Raw genomic sequence first — 16,887 nt, 5'->3', positions numbered from 1 at the left:
AACCGATAGAATAAGGTGGAACTCCCTGAAAGACTACCGCAAATGTTCAGCAAGGTTCTCGTCGCCAATCGAGGCGAGATCGCAGTGCGTGTCATGCGTGCATGCGAAGAGTTAGGAGTCCGGACTGTCGCCGTCTACAGCGAGGCAGACAAGCACGGAGGCCACGTGCGCTACGCCGACGAGGCGTACAACATCGGTCCCGCCCGAGCGGCCGACTCCTATCTCGACCACGAGTCGGTCATCGAAGCGGCCCGGAAGGCCGGTGCCGACGCCATCCACCCCGGATACGGCTTCCTCGCGGAGAACGCCGAATTCGCCGGAAAGGTCGAAGAGTCGGAGTTCAAGTGGATTGGCCCGTCCGCGGCCGCGATGGAACGACTCGGGGAGAAGACGAAAGCCCGCGCCCTCATGCAGGACGCCGACGTGCCCGTGGTTCCCGGAACGACCGAACCCGCCGAGTCCGCCGACGACGTGAAAGCCGTCGCCGACGAGTTCGGCTACCCGGTCGCCATCAAGGCCGAAGGTGGCGGTGGTGGCCGCGGTCTGAAAGTCGTCCACTCCGAGGACGAAGTCGACGACCAGTTCGAGACGGCCAAACGCGAGGGTGAGGCGTACTTCGACAACGCCTCCGTCTACGTGGAGAAGTATCTCGAAGCGCCGCGCCACATCGAAGTGCAGATTCTGGCCGACGAACACGGTAACGTCCGCCATCTCGGCGAACGTGACTGTTCGCTCCAGCGCCGTCACCAGAAGGTCATCGAGGAGGCACCCTCGCCCGCCCTCGACGACGACCTGCGCGAACGCATCGGTGAGGCCGCACGCCGCGGTGTCCGCGCCGCCGACTACACCAACGCCGGGACGGTGGAGTTCCTCGTCGAAGACGGCGAGTTCTACTTCATGGAGGTCAACACGCGTATCCAGGTCGAACACACCGTCACGGAGGAAGTGACGGGTCTCGACGTGGTGAAGTGGCAGATTCGCGTCGCCGCCGGCGAAGAACTCGACTTCTCGCAAGACGACGTCGAAATCGACGGCCACTCGATGGAGTTCCGTATCAACGCGGAAGCCCCGGAGAAGGACTTCGCGCCCGCGACAGGGGAACTCACGACGTACGACCCACCGGGCGGAATCGGCGTCCGCATGGACGACGCCGTCCGACAGGGCGACGAAATCGGTGGCGACTACGACTCGATGATCGCGAAACTCATCGTCACCGGGTCGGACCGCACGGAAGTGCTCGCCCGCGCCGAACGCGCGCTCGCCGAGTTCGAAATCGAAGGGATTCGGACGGTCATCCCGTTCCACCGCCTGATGCTCACCGACGAGGCGTTCCGCGAGGGAAGCCACACGACGAAGTATCTCGACGAGGTTCTCGACCGTGACCGAGTCGAGGCCGCCGTCGAGCGCTGGGCACCGGAGGCCGTCACCAGCGACGACGAAGACGAAGAAGTGACCGAGCGGACCTTCTCCGTCGAGGTCAACGGCAAGCGCTTCGAGGTCAGCCTCGAAGAACGCGGCGCGCCCGCCATCCCGGTCGGTGGTGCCGCCGCCGCCTCCAAACCGTCCGGCCCGCGCAAGCGCCGTGACGACGACGAGGACGACCAACAGATTATCGAGGGCGACGGCGAGTCGGTCACCGCAGAGATGCAGGGGACGATTCTCTCTGTCGACGTCGACGAAGGCGACGACGTCGAACCCGGTGACACCGTCTGTGTGCTCGAAGCGATGAAAATGGAAAACGACGTGGTCACCGAACGCGGCGGCACCGTCTCGCAGGTCCTCGTCGGCGAGGGCGACAGCGTCGATATGGGCGACGTGCTCATCGTCATCGAGTAATCGACGCCACAGCGAACCGCGAACCTCTTTTCCTGCGCCGAAGTAGCCGACTCCATGAGCGACACGCGACGCGCCCTCCTCGCCGCACTCGCCGAGGGCCCCGTCTCCGGCCCCGAACTCGCGGAGCGACTCGACGTCTCCCGCGCCGCCGTCTGGAAACACGTCGAGTCACTTCGAGACGACGGCTTCGGCATCGAGAGCACCGACGAGGGCTACGTCGTGAGCGACGTGCCAGAGTACGGCGGCGCGGCAATCGAGTATGGACTGGCGGCCGACTACGACGTGGAGTTCCACGAGACGCTCGCCTCGACGAACGACCGGGCCCGCGAACTCGCCGCCGACGGTGCGAGCGACGTCGTCGTCGTCGCGCGCGAACAGTCTGCCAGCAGAGGCCGAAAGGGTCGCGAGTGGGCTGCACCCGACGGGAGCGTCTCGATGAGCGTTCTCATCCGACCCGACGAACCGCCGGCGTTCGCGCCGTTGTACACGCTGGCGATGGCCGTCGCGGTGTGTGACGCGGCGCGAGAAGCGGGTGTGGACGCGAGTATCAAGTGGCCGAACGATGTGATTGTGAGCAGCACGCCAGAGCGTGCTGCGAACAATCGCTCGTCAGACTCGTCAGAGTCTGACGTAGTCGCCACGAGCGAAGCGAGTGGCGTTTCTCCAACCGACCACCCTACGAACCAACCCTACCGTAAACTCTGCGGCATCCTCACCGAGATGGAAGGCGAGGCGGACCGCGTGTCGTGGTTAGTTATCGGAGCAGGAATCAACGTCAATCTCGACCCGGCGACCCTCCCCGACGGAGCGACAAGTGTCGCTGCAGAAGCAAGACCCGTCGAACGCCGCGTCTTCGTCCAACGAGTGCTCGAACGCTTCGACGAACAGAGAACAGCCCTCGAGAGCGTGCTCCCGGCGTGGCGCGAGCGAGCGGACACGCTCGGGAGACGAGTTCGTGTCCACACCGCGGGTGGCGTCGTCGAAGGGACGGCAGTCGACGTCGAACGTCCCGGAACGCTCGTCGTCCGAACCGACGACGGCGAGACGCGCGTCCACGCGGGTGACTGCGAACATCTGCGCCCGGCGACAGACGACAGTCGCTGAGTCGGCTATTCTTCGCCGTCGGCCGTCGCTGTTGCGTCCGCCGGGGTGTCGGTTTCGGCAGGTGACTCTGCGGCGGCGTCGCTCGTCGACTCAGCGGTGACGTCTGCACCGTCTTCACCGCCTTCGATACGAACGGTCAACACCGGCACCGAAGACGCGCGGACGACTTTCTCGGCGACTGACCCGAGGAGGAGTCGGTCGATGCCGCCGCGGCCGTGTGTCCCCATCACGATGAGGTCACAGTCGCCGCGCTCGGCAAACTCGACGATTTCTCGACTCGGTGTTCCTTCCAAGACGTGTGTTTCGACCGGGACTCCCTCTTTTTCGGCCGCTCGCTCCACCAGTGCCAGCGCCGCCTCGGCGTCCGAACGCAACAGGTCGTCGAGTCCTTCCCACGACGACTCCATCGGGAGTCCAGCGAAACTCCCGGCGTTTACGACGTAGACGCCGTGTAGTTCTGAACCGTGTACTGCGGCGAGTGCGGCGGCGTGGGTCGCGACTCGGTTCGACCCAGCAGACCCGTCGATTGGAACGATGATTCGGTCGTACAACACCATGTCACTTGGTGACATATTACCATGGCTGGTAATAACACTTTGTGACAGCGAGAATACGTCGAGAATAGCGACGAGGGACCCGTCGGTGGCGACTCAGAGGTAGACGTCTTTGACGTCGGCGAGTCCAGCGCGGCGGACGACGGCGCGAACGACGTCTTGTACGCCTGCGAGGTTGTCGGTGTCGCCGTCGAGGACGAGCAGTTTCGCCTCCCGGCCTTCTTCGACGAGGCCGTAGTTCAGGCCGGCGATGTCTGCGCCGTTGATGGTCGCCATCCGAAGCACTTCGGCGGCAGGCACGTCTGCGAGTTTCGCGGTGAACTCCATCTCGCGGAACATCGATGGACTGTTCAGCATCACGTTGTCCGTCCCGAGTGCGACGGTCGTCCGTTCGGTGAGTTCTCTGATGGGCGGGACACCCACACCCGTGACGAGATTCGACCGCGGACAGACGACGATTGGAATCTCGCTGTCACCGACGCGTTCGAGGTGGAGCGGTTCCGGGTGGACCATGTGGACGAGGAAGTCCGGGTCGAGGTCTAACGCGGGGTTGATGTCGAGGGCGTCTCTTTCGCCAGCGTGGATTCCGAACAGTTTGCCGGCCTCTTCTGTGGCGTTTCGGAGCGCACCGAACTCTGCGTCGCGCGCACCGGAGGCACCGAACCCGTCGGCAATCTCCATCGCGTCGGCCGTCTCGCGGCCGAGGACGACTGCCTCGATATCGCGTCCGTCGAGTGCTTGCTGGATGACGTCGACGCCGTCGACGCCGCCTTCGCGGAACTCGATGCAGGCAGCGGTTCCGCCGTGTTCCATCATCCGCAGTGAGCGGTGCATCGCGGCCACCTTCTCTTCTTTACTCGCCGCCCGGAGCAGGCGATGTTTCAGGCCGTCCGGTGGCGCGACCAGTTCGTCGAGCGAGAGCCCGCCGCCCGCTTCTTTAGCGATGGAGTCACCGAGGTGGGTGTGCGCGTTGACGAACGCCGGGAGGATGATATCCGTCGAATCGGTCTCACTCTCCTCGATGGCAGTTATCGTCCCGTCTTCGACGACGACGCGCCCTTCGACCGGTTCGAACTCGCGGCCACGGAGTACGGTTCCCTCGAGTTGCATCGCTCTCGAATCGTGCTCCCCGCGGCTTGAACCTCTCGTCTCGGGACGGCGCGACGGTGGGTCGTCCGTTACTCAAGCGACGCGAGCCAGGAGACGCGACGCCGAGAGACGTTACTCAAGCGACGCGAGCCAGGAGACGCGACGACGTTACTCGAACTCGTCGAGCGTCGTGTTGAGGTTGCGTCGCACTTCGGCGACCAGCGCACCGTCGATGTCGAGTCCGAGTACTTCGGCGGCGGCGCGACCAACTCTGTCGGCCTCTCCGCTCGGTGCGTAGACTCCCAGACGCCACTGCTGTTCTTGTGCGGTCCGAAGGGCTTGCACCAGCGGCGATTCGCGTTCTAACTGTCGAATCTCGCCGTTGACCATCACCCGCGAGGACGACTCGGTCATCGACGGACGCGGTGGGACGTCGAGGATGACCGACTCGTGTGGGACGCCCGCCTCGTCGGCAATCGTTCGCTCGTACTCGGCTACCGCCTCGTGGTCGTCGTCGATGACGGAGTCGGGGACGTCGGGAATCTCGGCCCACACCGCCCGTTTGTACAGGTTGCGGGTGGCGAGACGCTCGGCAAACTCACTCGTCGAGGGGTCGAGTCTGAGCGCGACCAACAGGTCGTAGTCGTCCATCCGTCGGAGTTCGTGGGCGTCGATGTCCGGTTCGTCGAGCAGTCGCTCCGACGCCCGTCGGAGCATCGCCTTCGAGATACGTGCGACGTGGTGTTGGTAGACGGTTGGGTTCATCAGCGCTCGCGCGAGCAGCAGCGACTCTGCCGTCTGGACGTTCCCCTCCGCGAGGACGAGTTCGCCGTCGACGAACGCGAGTTCGCGTATCAATCGCTCGTGGTCGATGGTGCCGTAGGGGACGCCCGTGTGGTGCGCGTCGCGGACGAGGTAGTCCATCCGGTCGACGTCGAGTTCGCCCGAGACGAGTTGACCAAATTCGCCGTCGCCCGCGACGAGGTCGGCAACGCGCGTCGGGTCGAGGCCGTGTTCTTCGAGGGTCTCTCCGATAGTCCCGTTCGTCACGAGTCCCGCCACGTCGTCGTGGTACTTGCCGGTGTGGCGGTGTGTCACGTCTTCGATGTTGTGGCTGTAGGGTCCGTGACCGACGTCGTGGAGGAGGGCCGCCGCTTCGACGTGTGCGGCGGCGTCACCCTCGATACCGAGGTGCGAGAGTGCGCGGGAGGCGAGGTGGTAGACACCGAGACTGTGTTCGAACCGGGTGTGGTTCGCAGAGGGGTAGACGAGTTGGACCGTCCCCAACTGCTTGATACGCCGAAGCCGTTGCATCTCCGGCGTGTCGAGGAGGGCCTCGGCCGCGCCCTCGACCTCGATGTGGTCGTGGACGCTGTCCTTGATGGTCGTCATGTCTCGTCCTTCGGCCGTCATCGGGTAAAAAGGGTCGGGCGGGGTGAGCAGAGTCAACGCCTCTGGCTCTGTCACGAACTGTGCAGGAAAACGGGGAACGGGTGCCCTCTCTGTTGGGCTGTGAGTTGTTTTAGGCAGTCGGGCGTCCCATCCGGTCCTCACGGCCACGGTGGAGGTAGCCACCGACGACGCCACCGACAGCGCCGGGGATACCTGCGACGAAGATGAGGACCAGGAGGCCGAGGCCCGCACCGAGGCCGAAGATACCCGCGAGGAGCGTTCCGAGCACGGTGAAGAGGATTCCGACGATGAGCGCACCGATGACTGTCGCGAGCGCGCCGTGGGTCGCGTCACTCATCGTGCTCCGGTTGTTGTAGTATCCGGCGACGCCACCTGCGATGAGTCCGGCCAGACCTGCGCCGATGACTGGGAGTGCAAAGTCTGTGAACGGGATGACGAATCCACTGAGAAGTCCGAGGACGATGCTGGTACCAAAGCCGTACAGGACGGCACGCCAGTTGATTGCCATGCATTCAGTTGGTTGTACCACAGAATAAACACCTTAGACATTTGCCGAGAATGTACTGGTAAAAAGTCCTAATTTAACGATATTCAACGAATTTAGCACGTATCTCACAGTGTTTCGACGTGAAGTCGGAAATACGGAGTCTCACTCACCCTCTTCGAGGAGGCGGTTCGTCGCCAACTCGTCGCTGTGTCGCTGTGTCGCTGTGTCGCTGTGTCGCTGTGTCGCTGCGTCGCTGCGTCGCTGCGTCGCTGTGTCGCCGTCTCGTCGGGGTTCCATCACGGTGGCGTCGTCACGCGAATCGGGACGTCGAGAACGTCGACGGCGGCGGCCGCGACGTCGTCGCGGATGGCTTCTGGTGCGTACACACCGAGTCGCCACTGCGTGCGTTCTGTCGCGCGGAGCGCACCGACCAGTTCGGACGCGTCTTCGAGACGGCGGACGACGCCGTCGACGACGATTCGTGACCGAGACTCTTTGATTCGTGGGCGGGCAGGAGAATCGACGATGACGACTTCCGGTGGGACGCCGACGATGTCTGCGATTTCACGCTCGACCGCCCGTGACGACTCGTACCCGAGTTCGACCACGTCGGTGGGAACCGCGTCGAGAGGTGCCCAGACTGCTCGTTTGTACAACTCTCGACTCTCGATTCGTCGCCCGAGTTCGGGGACGTGCTCTCCGAGTGCGACGAGCAGGTCGTGGTCTGCCATTCGGACGAACTCGTCTATCGAGACGCCGTCTTCGAGGAGTCGTTCGGAGGCGCGTTCGAGCATCGCACCCGCGATACGCGAGACGTGATGTCGGTAGACGGTCCCGTTCATCAACGCCCGCGCGAGTAACAGCGACTCTGCCGTCTGGAGATTCCCTTCCGAGAGGACGAGTTTGTCGTCTCGGTAGCGGAGTTCTCGGACGAGTCTGCCGTGGTCGATAGTGCCGTAGGGGACGCCCGTGTGGTGCGCGTCGCGGACGAGGTAGTCCATCCGGTCGACGTCGAGTTCGCCCGAGACGAGTTGGCCGACGGGACCTTCGCCGGCGACGATAGCCGCGACGCGCGACGGCGACAGTCCGTGCGATTCGAGTATCTCTCCGAGACGGGTTCCGTCGAGGAGGTGAGCGATTTCGTCGTGGTCGCGGCCAGTTCGGCGGCGAATCAGGTCTTCGGTCTGGTGGCCGTACGGACCGTGGCCGATGTCGTGGAGGAGGGCGGCGGCACGGACGTGTGCAGCACGGTCACCGTCGATATCGAGATGTGAAACCGCCTGTGAGGCGAGGTGATAGACGCCGAGACTGTGTTCGAATCGCGTGTGACTCGCAGAGGGATAGACGAGTCGAACCGTCGAGAGTTGCTTGATGTGTCGAAGTCGTTGGAACTCGGGTGTATCGACGAGTTCGGCGGCCACTGGGTCGAGCGAGATGTAGTCGTGGACGCTGTCTTTGACCGCGGTCATACGAAATCCTGTACGCCCGCCGTCAAATAGCCACGCCGTCCGCGTGAGCACGACGGTGAGACCAGATAATCCTACGTAGTCCTGCGTATCTGAGCTCTCGTTTGCGAGACGCTAGCGTCGGCGACGGCCGTCAGGAGGTGACCGCGGTACGCGGGTCGAGAGACGACACCCCGAGCACCGAGGACGAGGTCGATTTGGGCCGTGACGACGAGGTCGGCCCCGTCACTGGACGTGAACAGCAGCGGTTCGTCGGCGAGGGCGGCGTCGACGTGGTCGGTGTGCCCGCCGGCGTCGAAGACGACGCGCCAGGAGGCACTCCCCGACGAGAGAACGGGAGTCCAGCGAGGGTCCCACTCGTCGACGACCACCACGACGACGGCCCTGTCGTACGAGTCGCGGGCGTCGGTGGGGGTGAACGTAATCCCCTCGCGTTCGTACGCCGCGACGAGTTCGTCCGTCAGGTCGTCCCGGATGGTGTCGGGCGCGTCCACGACGAGATACGCGTCCGTGACGGGTTGGAGCGAGTCGGAGTTCGTCGAAGCGACTGTTGTCGTCGCAGTCGCAGACTCTTCGACGGTTCCCGCTTCGAAGTCGACGAAGAGAAAACCACTGCCGATGGCCGCGAGAACGACGACGACAGCGACGAGGAGGACGCGTGGGGAGGGCGAAGACGGTGCCATAGTTTCGTATCGTCTGTCTGAGAGGATAGCCGTTTTGTGAGTCGTGTTGGCTCGGGACTCGATGGCCCCCAAACGGTTTACAACGCCGGACCGACCCACCGACATGAGCCTGAAGTCTGCAGTTGGAAACGCGGTCGGACTGGGCTTGCTCGTGATTGCTGCAGGTGCAGTGCTCGACGCGGCGTATCTGGTCGGAGTGAGCCTACTCGGTGGCATCACCATCACCCGTGTCTCGGCAATCGTGTTCTCGCTCGGGTTGACCGTGACGGCCGGATTCTCTGGGTTCTTCGTCAGGAAGGCCGTCGCCGGGCAGGTGATGCCGTCGAAGTTCGACACCTCCGTCGCGTACCGCGGCGGACGCTGAACGTCCACTGCCGATGAGGGAACTTTCAAACCGACACTCGCCCTACGGCGGAGCATGGTAACCTTCCTCGCCGGGGGCACGGGCACCCCCAAACTCCTCGCTGGCGCTGCCGAGGTGTTCGACCCCGCCGAGACGACCGTCGTCGCCAACACGGGCGACGACGTGGAACTCGGCGGCCATCTGGTCTGTCCGGACGTGGACACGGTCCTCTTTTCGGAAGGTGGCGTCCTCGACACCGGCCGCTGGTGGGGCATCGCGGACGACACCACCGAAACCGACGACGAACTCCACCGACTCGCGGACGCGGCGGGTCTCGAATCCGGCCCACGATATCTCGACGACTCCGCCCAGACGTCCGGCCGAGACATCGCCCGCTGGCGGCGCTTCTCTGGCGTCGCGGAGTTCATGGAAATCGGTGACCGCGACAGAGCGGTCCACATCACCCGAACCTCGCTTCTTGACGAAGGACACTCGCTCACCGACGTCACCCGAACACTCGCCGACGCCTTCGCCCTCGACTGCTCGCTCCTCCCGATGAGCGACGACCCGGTGGCGACGCTCGTCCACACCGACGAGGGGACGATGCACTTCCAAGAGTACTGGGTCCACCGCCGCGCCGACCCAGTCGTCCAAGACGTCGAGTTCCGCGGTGCCGACGACGCACGCATCACCGACGCCGTCACAGACGCCCTCTCTGAACCCATCGTCGTCGGTCCGTCGAACCCGATAACGAGTATCGGTCCGATGCTCGCACTCGACGGCTTCACCGACGCACTCGAATCGACGCCCGTCGTCGCCGTGTCTCCCTTCGTCGAAGACACGGTGTTCTCCGGGCCTGCGGCGGACCTCATGGCCGGCGTGGGCTACGACCCCTCGACCGCAGGGGTCGCCGACGCGTATCCCTTCGCGGACGCGTTCGTCCTCGACGACGACGACGGGACGGACCTCGGACGACCAGTCGTCAGAACGGACACCCGAATCGACGGCCCCGACGATGCCGAGCGAGTCGCTCGTGCCGTCGAAACAGCACTTTCGGAGGTGTCGTGATGTTCTCCCCCCGAGTCGCCGTCGCGAGCCTCAGCGGCGAATCTGACGCCGAGTGGGCGAAGCAGGCTACGCCCCACGTGGGTGCGGCCTTCCTCGGCGGTATCGCACTCGACGAACCCGCACGAGAGGCCGCACACGCTCTCGTCGCCCGCGGTCGCTCGGAGTTCCTCACCGACGACCCACTCGAGTTCGTCGAAGCGCAACTCGTCGCGCTCGCCGGAAGCGACATCTTCACGGCCGTCAACGTTCGCGCGACGTCGCCCGACCCGATACGCGACGTGGCAGAACTCTGTGCGGAGTACGGTGCGGGCGTCGAGGTGAACGCACATTGCCGGCAGGAAGAACTCTGTGCCGTCGGTTGCGGTGAATCGCTCCTCCGCGACACCGACCGACTCGCAGAGTACGTCGCCACGGCGGCCGAATCCGGTGCCCCCGTCGGCGTGAAAGTACGCGCCGAAGTCGAGGACGTGTCGCTCCCCGAACTCGCCACAGAACTCGCAGACGCGGGGGCGTCGTGGCTCCACATCGACGCGATGGATTCCGAGTCCGTCGTCGCCGACGTCGTCGCCGCCGAACCCGACAGCTTCGTCGTCGCCAACAACGGCGTTCGCGACCGAGAGACTGCACACGAGTATCTCCGGTACGGAGCGGATGCGGTCAGTGTCGGCCGAGCGAGCGACGACCCCGTGGTGCTCCGCCGCGTCAGAGAGGCAGTCGACGAGTGGTTCGTCGGAGGCGACGCAGAACGACCGGGACCGCCGCACGACCGAGAACACGAGGTGTCCTCTCGATGACGACCGGACCGGTTTCGGACCGCGGGTTCGGCCCTGCGCGACACGCCGAACTCGCCTTACTCCTCGAAGTCGCCGGGACGCCCAAACCGGGCAACGTCGACCGGAAGCGTGACCTCTCAGACCTTCACTTCGAACACTTCTTGACCGGTGCCGTCGGGTCGGCGTCCGGACTTCGACTCGCCGAGGACGGCGCGACAGTCGGCGCGGCGTTCGAGACTGCCGTCGAAGGAATGAGCAGACAGGGCGGCGGCAACACGCAGTTCGGATGTCTGCTTCTGTTGGTTCCGCTCGTTCGGGCGGCCGCCGCAGGAGCCCTCTCGCCTGACGGCGTGACCGACGTGGTTCGCTCGACCACCGTGGACGACGCAGTGTCGTTCTACCGTGCGTTCGAACACGTCGACGTCGCCGTCGGCGACCCACCCGAAGACGCGCCTGACCTCGACGTTCGGCGTGGTGCAGGTGCCGAGTCCGCGCTCCGAGAGCAGTCGCTCACGCTCTTCGACGTGATGGAACGCAGCGCCGAACGAGACGCCAACGCCCGCGAGTGGGCCGGTGGGTTCGAGCGAACGTTCCGCGCCGCCGAGTCGATTCTCGAAGGCGACGGGCCAGTCACCGACCGCGTCGCACGAGCGTTCCTCGACCTGCTCACGGAGGAACCAGATACGCTCGTCGTGACGAACCACGGAGAGGCCGTCGCCCGTGACGTAATGGACCGCGCCGCGGCAGTCTCTGACCTCGACGCCGCCGAAGAACTGGCCGAGTCGTTCGTCGCCGAGGGAATCAACCCCGGAACGACTGCCGACATCGTCTGTGCAGCGACGTTCGTTGCGTTGGAACGCGGGGTTCCGCTGTGACCGACGAACCGAGTGGGGCTGTCTCCCCATCGGCGGCCGAGTGGCCGGTCGAACTTCGTGGCGTCACCGAGTCCGTCGTCGCCACTCTCGGCCCGAACGACCGGTGGAATCTGGCGGCACTCGGCCTCCACGCGCCCGACTCATCCGACGAACCGGTGACTGCGACGACGTGGGGGAACACCCGGACGCGCCGAAACTTCCATCGACAGGGTGGCGGCGTCGTCCAGTTCGTCTCCGACCCGCGGGCGTTCGTGGAGGCGGCGATGACCATCTACGAAGTGGAGTCGCCCGTCCTCGACGCCGCAGACGCGTGGGTCGAAGTGGGGGCAACGATGGTCGATTCGGGAGACGACGAGGGAACTCACTGGGAACAGTGGGAGTTGACACCCGTCGACGCCGCTGTCGAGGAGACCCGTCCGTTCACCATCAACCGCGGATTCGGTGCGGTCGTCGACGCGACTGTCGCCGCCTCGCGTCTGGACGTTCCGGCGTTCGACACCGACGACCTGCTCGCTCGACTCGAATACTTCGCAGAGACCGTCCAGAAGTGTGGTGGACCGAGAGAGCGTGAGGCGTTCGCACGAATCGACGAGTTGACGGGGTGGAGAGAGCGGGCCTCGCAAAGACGGAACGAATCGTTTTAGTGTTCGTCGCGGGAATTCTGGCACATGGCAATCAAGCCCAAGTACGTCAAGCAACTTGGTAACATCCTGCTGGAGCGGTACCCGCAGGCGTTCAACACGGACTTCGAGACGAACAAGGACAGCGTCAGCGAACTGACCACGGTAGAGTCGAAGAGCGTCCGTAACCGCATCGCCGGTTACATCACCCGGAAGAAAGGCGGCCAGGCCGCGTAATTTCGAAGCAGACGATTCTCTCTGCGACACCTCTTCTTCACCCGTGGCGGGAGCGGTAGCGCTCTCACTCCCGTCTCGAGAGCGGACACGCAGTCACTACCTGTCACGAAAGTGTACACGCTGGCGCTGAGTAACTGTTTTCACCACGCTGTCGTGACGCACTACTATGCGCGTCATCGGTCACCGTGGATGCCCTGCGCTCGCACCGGAGAACACACTCGCCGCCTTCCGCGCGGCAGCGACGCGTCTGGACTGGGTCGAACTCGACGTTCAGCGGTGTGCGAGCGGCGAACTCGTCGTCTTTCACGACGAGACGCTCGACCGACTGACCGACTCCACAGGACTCGTCGCAGACGCCACACTCGCAGCACTGCGCGCCCTCCGCGTCGGCGACTCCGACGAGACGATTCCGACGCTCCGGGAGGTTCTCGAGGCGCTCCCGGAGGACGTCGCCGTCAACGTCGAACTGAAAGAACCAGGGCTCGCCGCAGACCTCGCTGCTGTCGTGGCCGACGTCGAACACGAGATTCTCGTCTCGTCGTTCGACTCGGAAGCACTTCGGGAGGTCCGCGAGCAGACCGACCTCCCTGTCGCGTATCTCTTCGCCGACGAGTGGGACGACGCCCTTCGCGTCGCCGATGAACTTGGATGCACGGCTATCCACCCCCGGTACGACCTGCTCTCGGCGGAGCGCGTGACCGAGGCACACGAGAGAGGGTTCGACGTCAACACGTGGACCGTCCCCGAAAGCGAGACAGTCGAACGACTCCGCGAGTGGGGCGTCGATGGAGTTATCGTAGACGACCCGGCGCTCGGTGGAAGATAACGACGAGAGGGAGAACGGAGATTAGAACCGGTCTGTACGACCCGACGCGGCCCACGCGTTCGTCGGCGCACCGGACGGGACGCGGCGACTACACCCGGTGACCGAGTGGAGTCGGCCGGCGTACTGCCAGCGCTTTTCGTTCCAGGTCTCTTCGTCGTCGTCCGCGGCGGCGGCCGCGGCGGCGACTTGCTGGTCGTGGAGGTGTGCGCCGACGGCCGCGGCGATGGCCGCGGCCTCTTCGGGGGCTGCGTCGTCCGGAATCGACAGTCCAGAGAGCAGGTCGTCGCTCATAGTGGGATGTTACCGTGTTTCTTGTCCGGTTGCGACTTGCGTTTGGACTTCAGCATCCGAAGGTCCGCGATGAGTCGCTTCCGCGTCTCGCCGGGTTCGATGACGTCGTCGACGAACCCACGGTCCGCAGCGGTGTAGGGGTTGGCGAACTCCTGGCGATACTCCTCGATGAGTTCGTCGCGGCGGGCGTCCGGGTCGTCTGCCGCGTCCAGTTCGTCGCGGTAGAGGATGTTGACGGCGCCCTGCGGCCCCATGACCGCGATTTCCGCCGTCGGCCACGCGTAGTTCACGTCCGCGCCGAGGTGTTTCGAGGCCATGACGTCGTAGGCTCCACCGTAGGCCTTGCGCGTGATGACCGTCATGAGTGGCACCGTCGCTTCGGAGTAGGCGTAGAGGAGTTTCGCGCCGTGGCGGATGATGCCGTTGTGTTCCTGGTCGGTTCCGGGGAGGAATCCGGGGACGTCCACGAACGTCAAGATTGGGACGTTGAACGAGTCGCACATCCGGATGAATCGCGCGGCCTTCTCCGACGACTCGATGTCGAGCGTGCCGGCGTTCACTCGTGGTTGGTTCGCGACGAGACCGATGGAGTGGCCGTCGAGACGGCCGAATCCGACGACGATGTTCTTCGCGAAGTCCGCCTGGACCTCGAAGAACGACCCCTCGTCGACGACGCCGCCGATGACGTCGTGGATGTCGTACGGTTTGCGCGGTTGGTCGGGGACGACTTCGGCGAGCTGGTCGTCGACGCGCTCGGGGTCGTCCCACGGTTCGACCGTCGGTGGGTCTTCGACGTTGTTCTGGGGGAGATACGAGAGGAGGTGTCGGATATCGTCGAGCGCCTGTTCTTCGGTGTCGGTGGCGAAGTGGGCGACACCACTCGTGGCGGTGTGCGTCGTCGCGCCGCCGAGTTCGTCGAAGGTGACCTCTTCACCGGTGACCGTCTTGATGACGTCCGGGCCGGTGATGAACATGTGACTGGTGTCGCGGACCATGAACGTGAAGTCTGTCAGTGCAGGGGAGTAGACCGCACCGCCGGCACAGGGGCCCATGATCGCAGAGATCTGTGGGATGACGCCGGACGCCTCGGTGTTTCGGCGGAAGATTTCACCGAACCCACCGAGCGATTGGACACCCTCTTGGATTCGTGCGCCGGCAGAGTCGTTCAGGCCGACGACGGGTGCGCCGACTTCCATCGCCTTGTCCATCACCTTACAGACTTTCTCCGCGAAGACTTCGCCGAGCGACCCACCGAAGACGGTGAAGTCGTGGGCGAAGACGAAGACGGTCCGTCCGTCGACCTCTCCGTACCCCGTGACGACGCCGTCGCCGGGGAGTTTCTTTTCTTCCATCCCGAACTTGTGGTTGTGGTGCGTTCGGAACTGGTCGAACTCCTGGAAGGTTCCATCGTCGAGCAAGTAGTCGATTCGCTCGCGGGCAGTCATCTTGCCCTTGTCGTGCTGAGAGGCGATTCGGTCCTCACCGCCGCCTTTCAGTGCGCGTTCGCGCTTCTCTCGAAGTTCGTCTATGCGGTCCTCCATCGTCATGCCAGACCACCGTCGCTCATTGAACAGTCGGTGCGTATTCTGGGGTCAAAGGAGTTCCGCAATCCGGCAACCCTTACTTCGACAGGTGTCGAATTATATGTCAATCAGAGACCAGTATCGCCGTGTAATCGAGAGATTGCGACGAAACAGCGCGAAAAATCTGGGGTGGGTTAGACGACCGATGTGGGTCGGCGCAGGCCGAGGAACGCGGCGGCGCTCGCGAGAACCGAGACACCGACAGTCGGCCAGAAGCCAATCGTCCCGTCGACGCCGAAGTGCGTCAGGAGCGTGAAGACGAGGAACAACGGAAGGACGACGCCGACGCTCAAGAGCCACGGCGTGCCGAGTGCGCGGCCGAACGACCCGGCACCCGTGGTGAACTCGTCGAGCGCCTCACGTCCCATGACCCAACCGACGAACAGCAGGAAGGCCGCGAGGCCAGCGGTCAGGAGGATGTTGACGAGCGTCCCCGCGACGAATCCGAAGATAGCGGGGTTGAACGCGCAGACGGTCCCGGTGACGGCGACGAATCCGGTCGTGCCGACGACTGCCTGTTTTCGTGAGATGTCGTACTCGTCGACGAGGAACGCGACAGGAATCTCGAGCATGCTGATGGAACTCGACAGTGCGGCGAGCGTCACGACGCCGAAGAACGCCGTCGCGATGAGCGTCCCGGCGGGGAGTTGCGAGAACGCGCCCGCGAGGCCGACGAACAGCGCACCGGGACCGGTTCCAGTCTCTGTCGGGTTGATTCCCTGCGAGAACAGCAGTGGGAAGACGACGAGGCCGGTGATGACGCCGACGCTCGTGTTGAGGACGGCGATAGCCGCTCCGTCGAAGGGAAGCGACCGGTCCTCGTCGAGGTAGGAGGAGTAGGTAATCATCGTTCCCGCACCGAGTGAGAGCGTAAAGAGTGCCTGTCCTGCGGCAGGGCCGAGGATGGCGAAGAAGTTCTCGGAGAGGACCGACGGGTCGAACCGGAGGAAGAACGCGTACCCTGCGGCGGCGTTGGGTTGCGTCGCGGCCCACCCCGCGAGAGCGACGAGGAGGACGAGAATCGCGGGCATCATGACTTTGGTTCCGAGTTCGATTCCCTTGCGGACGCCAGCGAAGACGATGAGTGCGGTCAGTCCGAGGAACAAGAGGTGGTAGAGCGCCGCGTCGGCACCGGCGGAGACGCCACCGAAGTACTGTCCCGGATTGGTGAAGTACGCGGGGTTGCCGCCGACGACGGAGGCACCGCTTTCGAGCAAGTAGCGGAGAATCCATCCGCCGACGACACTGTAGAACGACAACAGAGAGATGCCGGTGATGACGGAGAACGCACCGACGTAGCCCCACTTTTTCGACCCGGAGAGCTCACGGAGTGCGCCGACTGGTGATTTCTTCGAACGCCGGCCGATGACGAACTCTCCGAGGAGTCCGGGAACGCCGACGAGCAGTACGATTGCGAGATATACGACGAGGAATGCGCTTCCGCCGTTTTCGGCGGTCTGCCACGGGAATCGCCAGATGTTCCCGAGCCCGACGGCGCTGCCGACGGCGGCGAGGATGAACCCAAGCCGTGTTGCCCACGTTTCTCGTGCCATTGGTTCTCATTCCCCCTCTCCCCCTAAAATGGCTTTCGAACTAAAAACCGTCATCGCAGAAATTTAACGGTTGTGCCCAACCTATA

Annotated in this window: 19 protein-coding genes; 9 read left to right on the top strand and 10 right to left on the bottom strand. The window is 64.3% G+C overall.

Going from position 1 to position 16,887, the window contains the following annotated elements:
• The first annotated feature begins 42 nt into the window (after positions 1 to 42).
• Complete coding sequence (gene pccA, locus GJR99_RS13615) at positions 43 to 1,836, top strand: propionyl-CoA carboxylase biotin carboxylase/biotin-carboxyl carrier subunit (RefSeq protein ID WP_151113051.1); 1,794 nt, start codon at positions 43 to 45, stop codon at positions 1,834 to 1,836.
• 54 nt (positions 1,837 to 1,890) lie between these two features.
• A complete protein-coding gene (locus GJR99_RS13610) occupies positions 1,891 to 2,940 on the top strand; it encodes a biotin--[acetyl-CoA-carboxylase] ligase (protein WP_151113049.1) in 1,050 nt (349 codons plus the stop codon).
• A 5-nt stretch (positions 2,941 to 2,945) separates the two neighbouring features.
• Here GJR99_RS13610 and GJR99_RS13605 read toward each other — a convergent pair whose 3' ends face one another.
• From GJR99_RS13605 to GJR99_RS13580, 7 genes are all read right to left on the bottom strand, one after another.
• The gene (locus tag GJR99_RS13605) at positions 2,946 to 3,497 is read right to left on the bottom strand and encodes a universal stress protein (RefSeq protein ID WP_151113969.1); all 552 of its coding nucleotides are present in this window, start codon (positions 3,495 to 3,497) and stop codon (positions 2,946 to 2,948) included.
• A gap of 93 nt (positions 3,498 to 3,590) precedes the next feature.
• Positions 3,591 to 4,604 (bottom strand): amidohydrolase family protein, encoded by a 1,014-nt coding sequence (locus GJR99_RS13600; RefSeq protein WP_151113047.1) that lies wholly within the window; start codon positions 4,602 to 4,604, stop codon positions 3,591 to 3,593.
• A gap of 147 nt (positions 4,605 to 4,751) precedes the next feature.
• Positions 4,752 to 5,975: an HD domain-containing protein gene (locus GJR99_RS13595; protein ID WP_151113045.1), complete on the bottom strand. Its 1,224-nt coding sequence runs from the start codon at positions 5,973 to 5,975 to the stop codon at positions 4,752 to 4,754.
• A 130-nt stretch (positions 5,976 to 6,105) separates the two neighbouring features.
• Positions 6,106 to 6,504 carry a DUF5518 domain-containing protein gene (locus GJR99_RS13590; RefSeq protein ID WP_151113043.1) on the bottom strand — a complete coding sequence of 133 codons (399 nt, stop codon included), beginning with the start codon at positions 6,502 to 6,504 and terminating at the stop codon, positions 6,106 to 6,108.
• Positions 6,505 to 6,645: 141 nt separating this feature from the next.
• The gene (locus tag GJR99_RS17735) at positions 6,646 to 6,780 is read right to left on the bottom strand and encodes a hypothetical protein (RefSeq protein WP_255518307.1); all 135 of its coding nucleotides are present in this window, start codon (positions 6,778 to 6,780) and stop codon (positions 6,646 to 6,648) included.
• Entirely contained in the window at positions 6,780 to 7,952 is a 1,173-nt protein-coding gene (locus GJR99_RS13585; protein WP_151113041.1) for an HD domain-containing protein, read from the bottom strand. The genes GJR99_RS17735 and GJR99_RS13585 overlap by 1 nt, the downstream gene beginning before the upstream one ends.
• Positions 7,953 to 8,023: 71 nt before the next feature.
• Positions 8,024 to 8,632: a hypothetical protein gene (locus GJR99_RS13580; protein WP_151113039.1), complete on the bottom strand. Its 609-nt coding sequence runs from the start codon at positions 8,630 to 8,632 to the stop codon at positions 8,024 to 8,026.
• A 103-nt stretch (positions 8,633 to 8,735) separates the two neighbouring features.
• On the opposite strand from GJR99_RS13580, the gene GJR99_RS13575 reads away from it, so the two are divergent.
• The 7 genes from GJR99_RS13575 to GJR99_RS13545 all read left to right on the top strand — a co-directional run bounded on the left by GJR99_RS13575 (position 8,736) and on the right by GJR99_RS13545 (position 13,374).
• Positions 8,736 to 8,996, top strand: coding sequence for a hypothetical protein (locus GJR99_RS13575; protein WP_151113968.1), 261 nt, complete (start codon positions 8,736 to 8,738; stop codon positions 8,994 to 8,996).
• 54 nt (positions 8,997 to 9,050) lie between these two features.
• Complete coding sequence (cofD, locus tag GJR99_RS13570) at positions 9,051 to 10,043, top strand: 2-phospho-L-lactate transferase (protein ID WP_151113037.1); 993 nt, start codon at positions 9,051 to 9,053, stop codon at positions 10,041 to 10,043.
• The gene (locus GJR99_RS13565) at positions 10,043 to 10,837 is read left to right on the top strand and encodes a tRNA-dihydrouridine synthase (RefSeq protein ID WP_151113035.1); all 795 of its coding nucleotides are present in this window, start codon (positions 10,043 to 10,045) and stop codon (positions 10,835 to 10,837) included. Before cofD ends, GJR99_RS13565 begins: the two co-directional genes overlap by 1 nt.
• Entirely contained in the window at positions 10,834 to 11,691 is an 858-nt protein-coding gene (locus GJR99_RS13560) for a triphosphoribosyl-dephospho-CoA synthase (protein ID WP_151113033.1), read from the top strand. Before GJR99_RS13565 ends, GJR99_RS13560 begins: the two co-directional genes overlap by 4 nt.
• The gene (locus GJR99_RS13555; protein ID WP_151113031.1) at positions 11,688 to 12,335 is read left to right on the top strand and encodes a DUF447 domain-containing protein; all 648 of its coding nucleotides are present in this window, start codon (positions 11,688 to 11,690) and stop codon (positions 12,333 to 12,335) included. Before GJR99_RS13560 ends, GJR99_RS13555 begins: the two co-directional genes overlap by 4 nt.
• Positions 12,336 to 12,359: 24 nt before the next feature.
• Positions 12,360 to 12,548 carry a 30S ribosomal protein S17e gene (locus GJR99_RS13550; RefSeq protein ID WP_151113029.1) on the top strand — a complete coding sequence of 63 codons (189 nt, stop codon included), beginning with the start codon at positions 12,360 to 12,362 and terminating at the stop codon, positions 12,546 to 12,548.
• A gap of 166 nt (positions 12,549 to 12,714) precedes the next feature.
• Positions 12,715 to 13,374 (top strand): glycerophosphodiester phosphodiesterase, encoded by a 660-nt coding sequence (locus GJR99_RS13545; protein WP_151113027.1) that lies wholly within the window; start codon positions 12,715 to 12,717, stop codon positions 13,372 to 13,374.
• A gap of 21 nt (positions 13,375 to 13,395) precedes the next feature.
• On the opposite strand, the gene GJR99_RS13540 is transcribed toward GJR99_RS13545, so the two are convergent.
• The 3 genes from GJR99_RS13540 to GJR99_RS13530 form a co-directional block, all read right to left on the bottom strand.
• On the bottom strand, positions 13,396 to 13,665 hold the full coding sequence (locus GJR99_RS13540; protein WP_151113025.1) for an acc operon protein: 270 nt from the start codon (positions 13,663 to 13,665) through the stop codon (positions 13,396 to 13,398).
• Positions 13,662 to 15,206 carry an acyl-CoA carboxylase subunit beta gene (locus GJR99_RS13535; protein WP_151113967.1) on the bottom strand — a complete coding sequence of 515 codons (1,545 nt, stop codon included), beginning with the start codon at positions 15,204 to 15,206 and terminating at the stop codon, positions 13,662 to 13,664. The genes GJR99_RS13540 and GJR99_RS13535 overlap by 4 nt, the downstream gene beginning before the upstream one ends.
• A gap of 176 nt (positions 15,207 to 15,382) precedes the next feature.
• On the bottom strand, positions 15,383 to 16,801 hold the full coding sequence (locus GJR99_RS13530; RefSeq protein ID WP_151113023.1) for a sodium-dependent transporter: 1,419 nt from the start codon (positions 16,799 to 16,801) through the stop codon (positions 15,383 to 15,385).
• Between the last annotated feature and the right edge of the window lie 86 nt (positions 16,802 to 16,887).

Origin of the sequence: Haloferax marinum, assembly GCF_009674625.1 — an archaeon.
Lineage (GTDB): Archaea > Halobacteriota > Halobacteria > Halobacteriales > Haloferacaceae > Haloferax > Haloferax marinum.
This window is presented reverse-complemented; position numbering and strand designations above follow the sequence as displayed.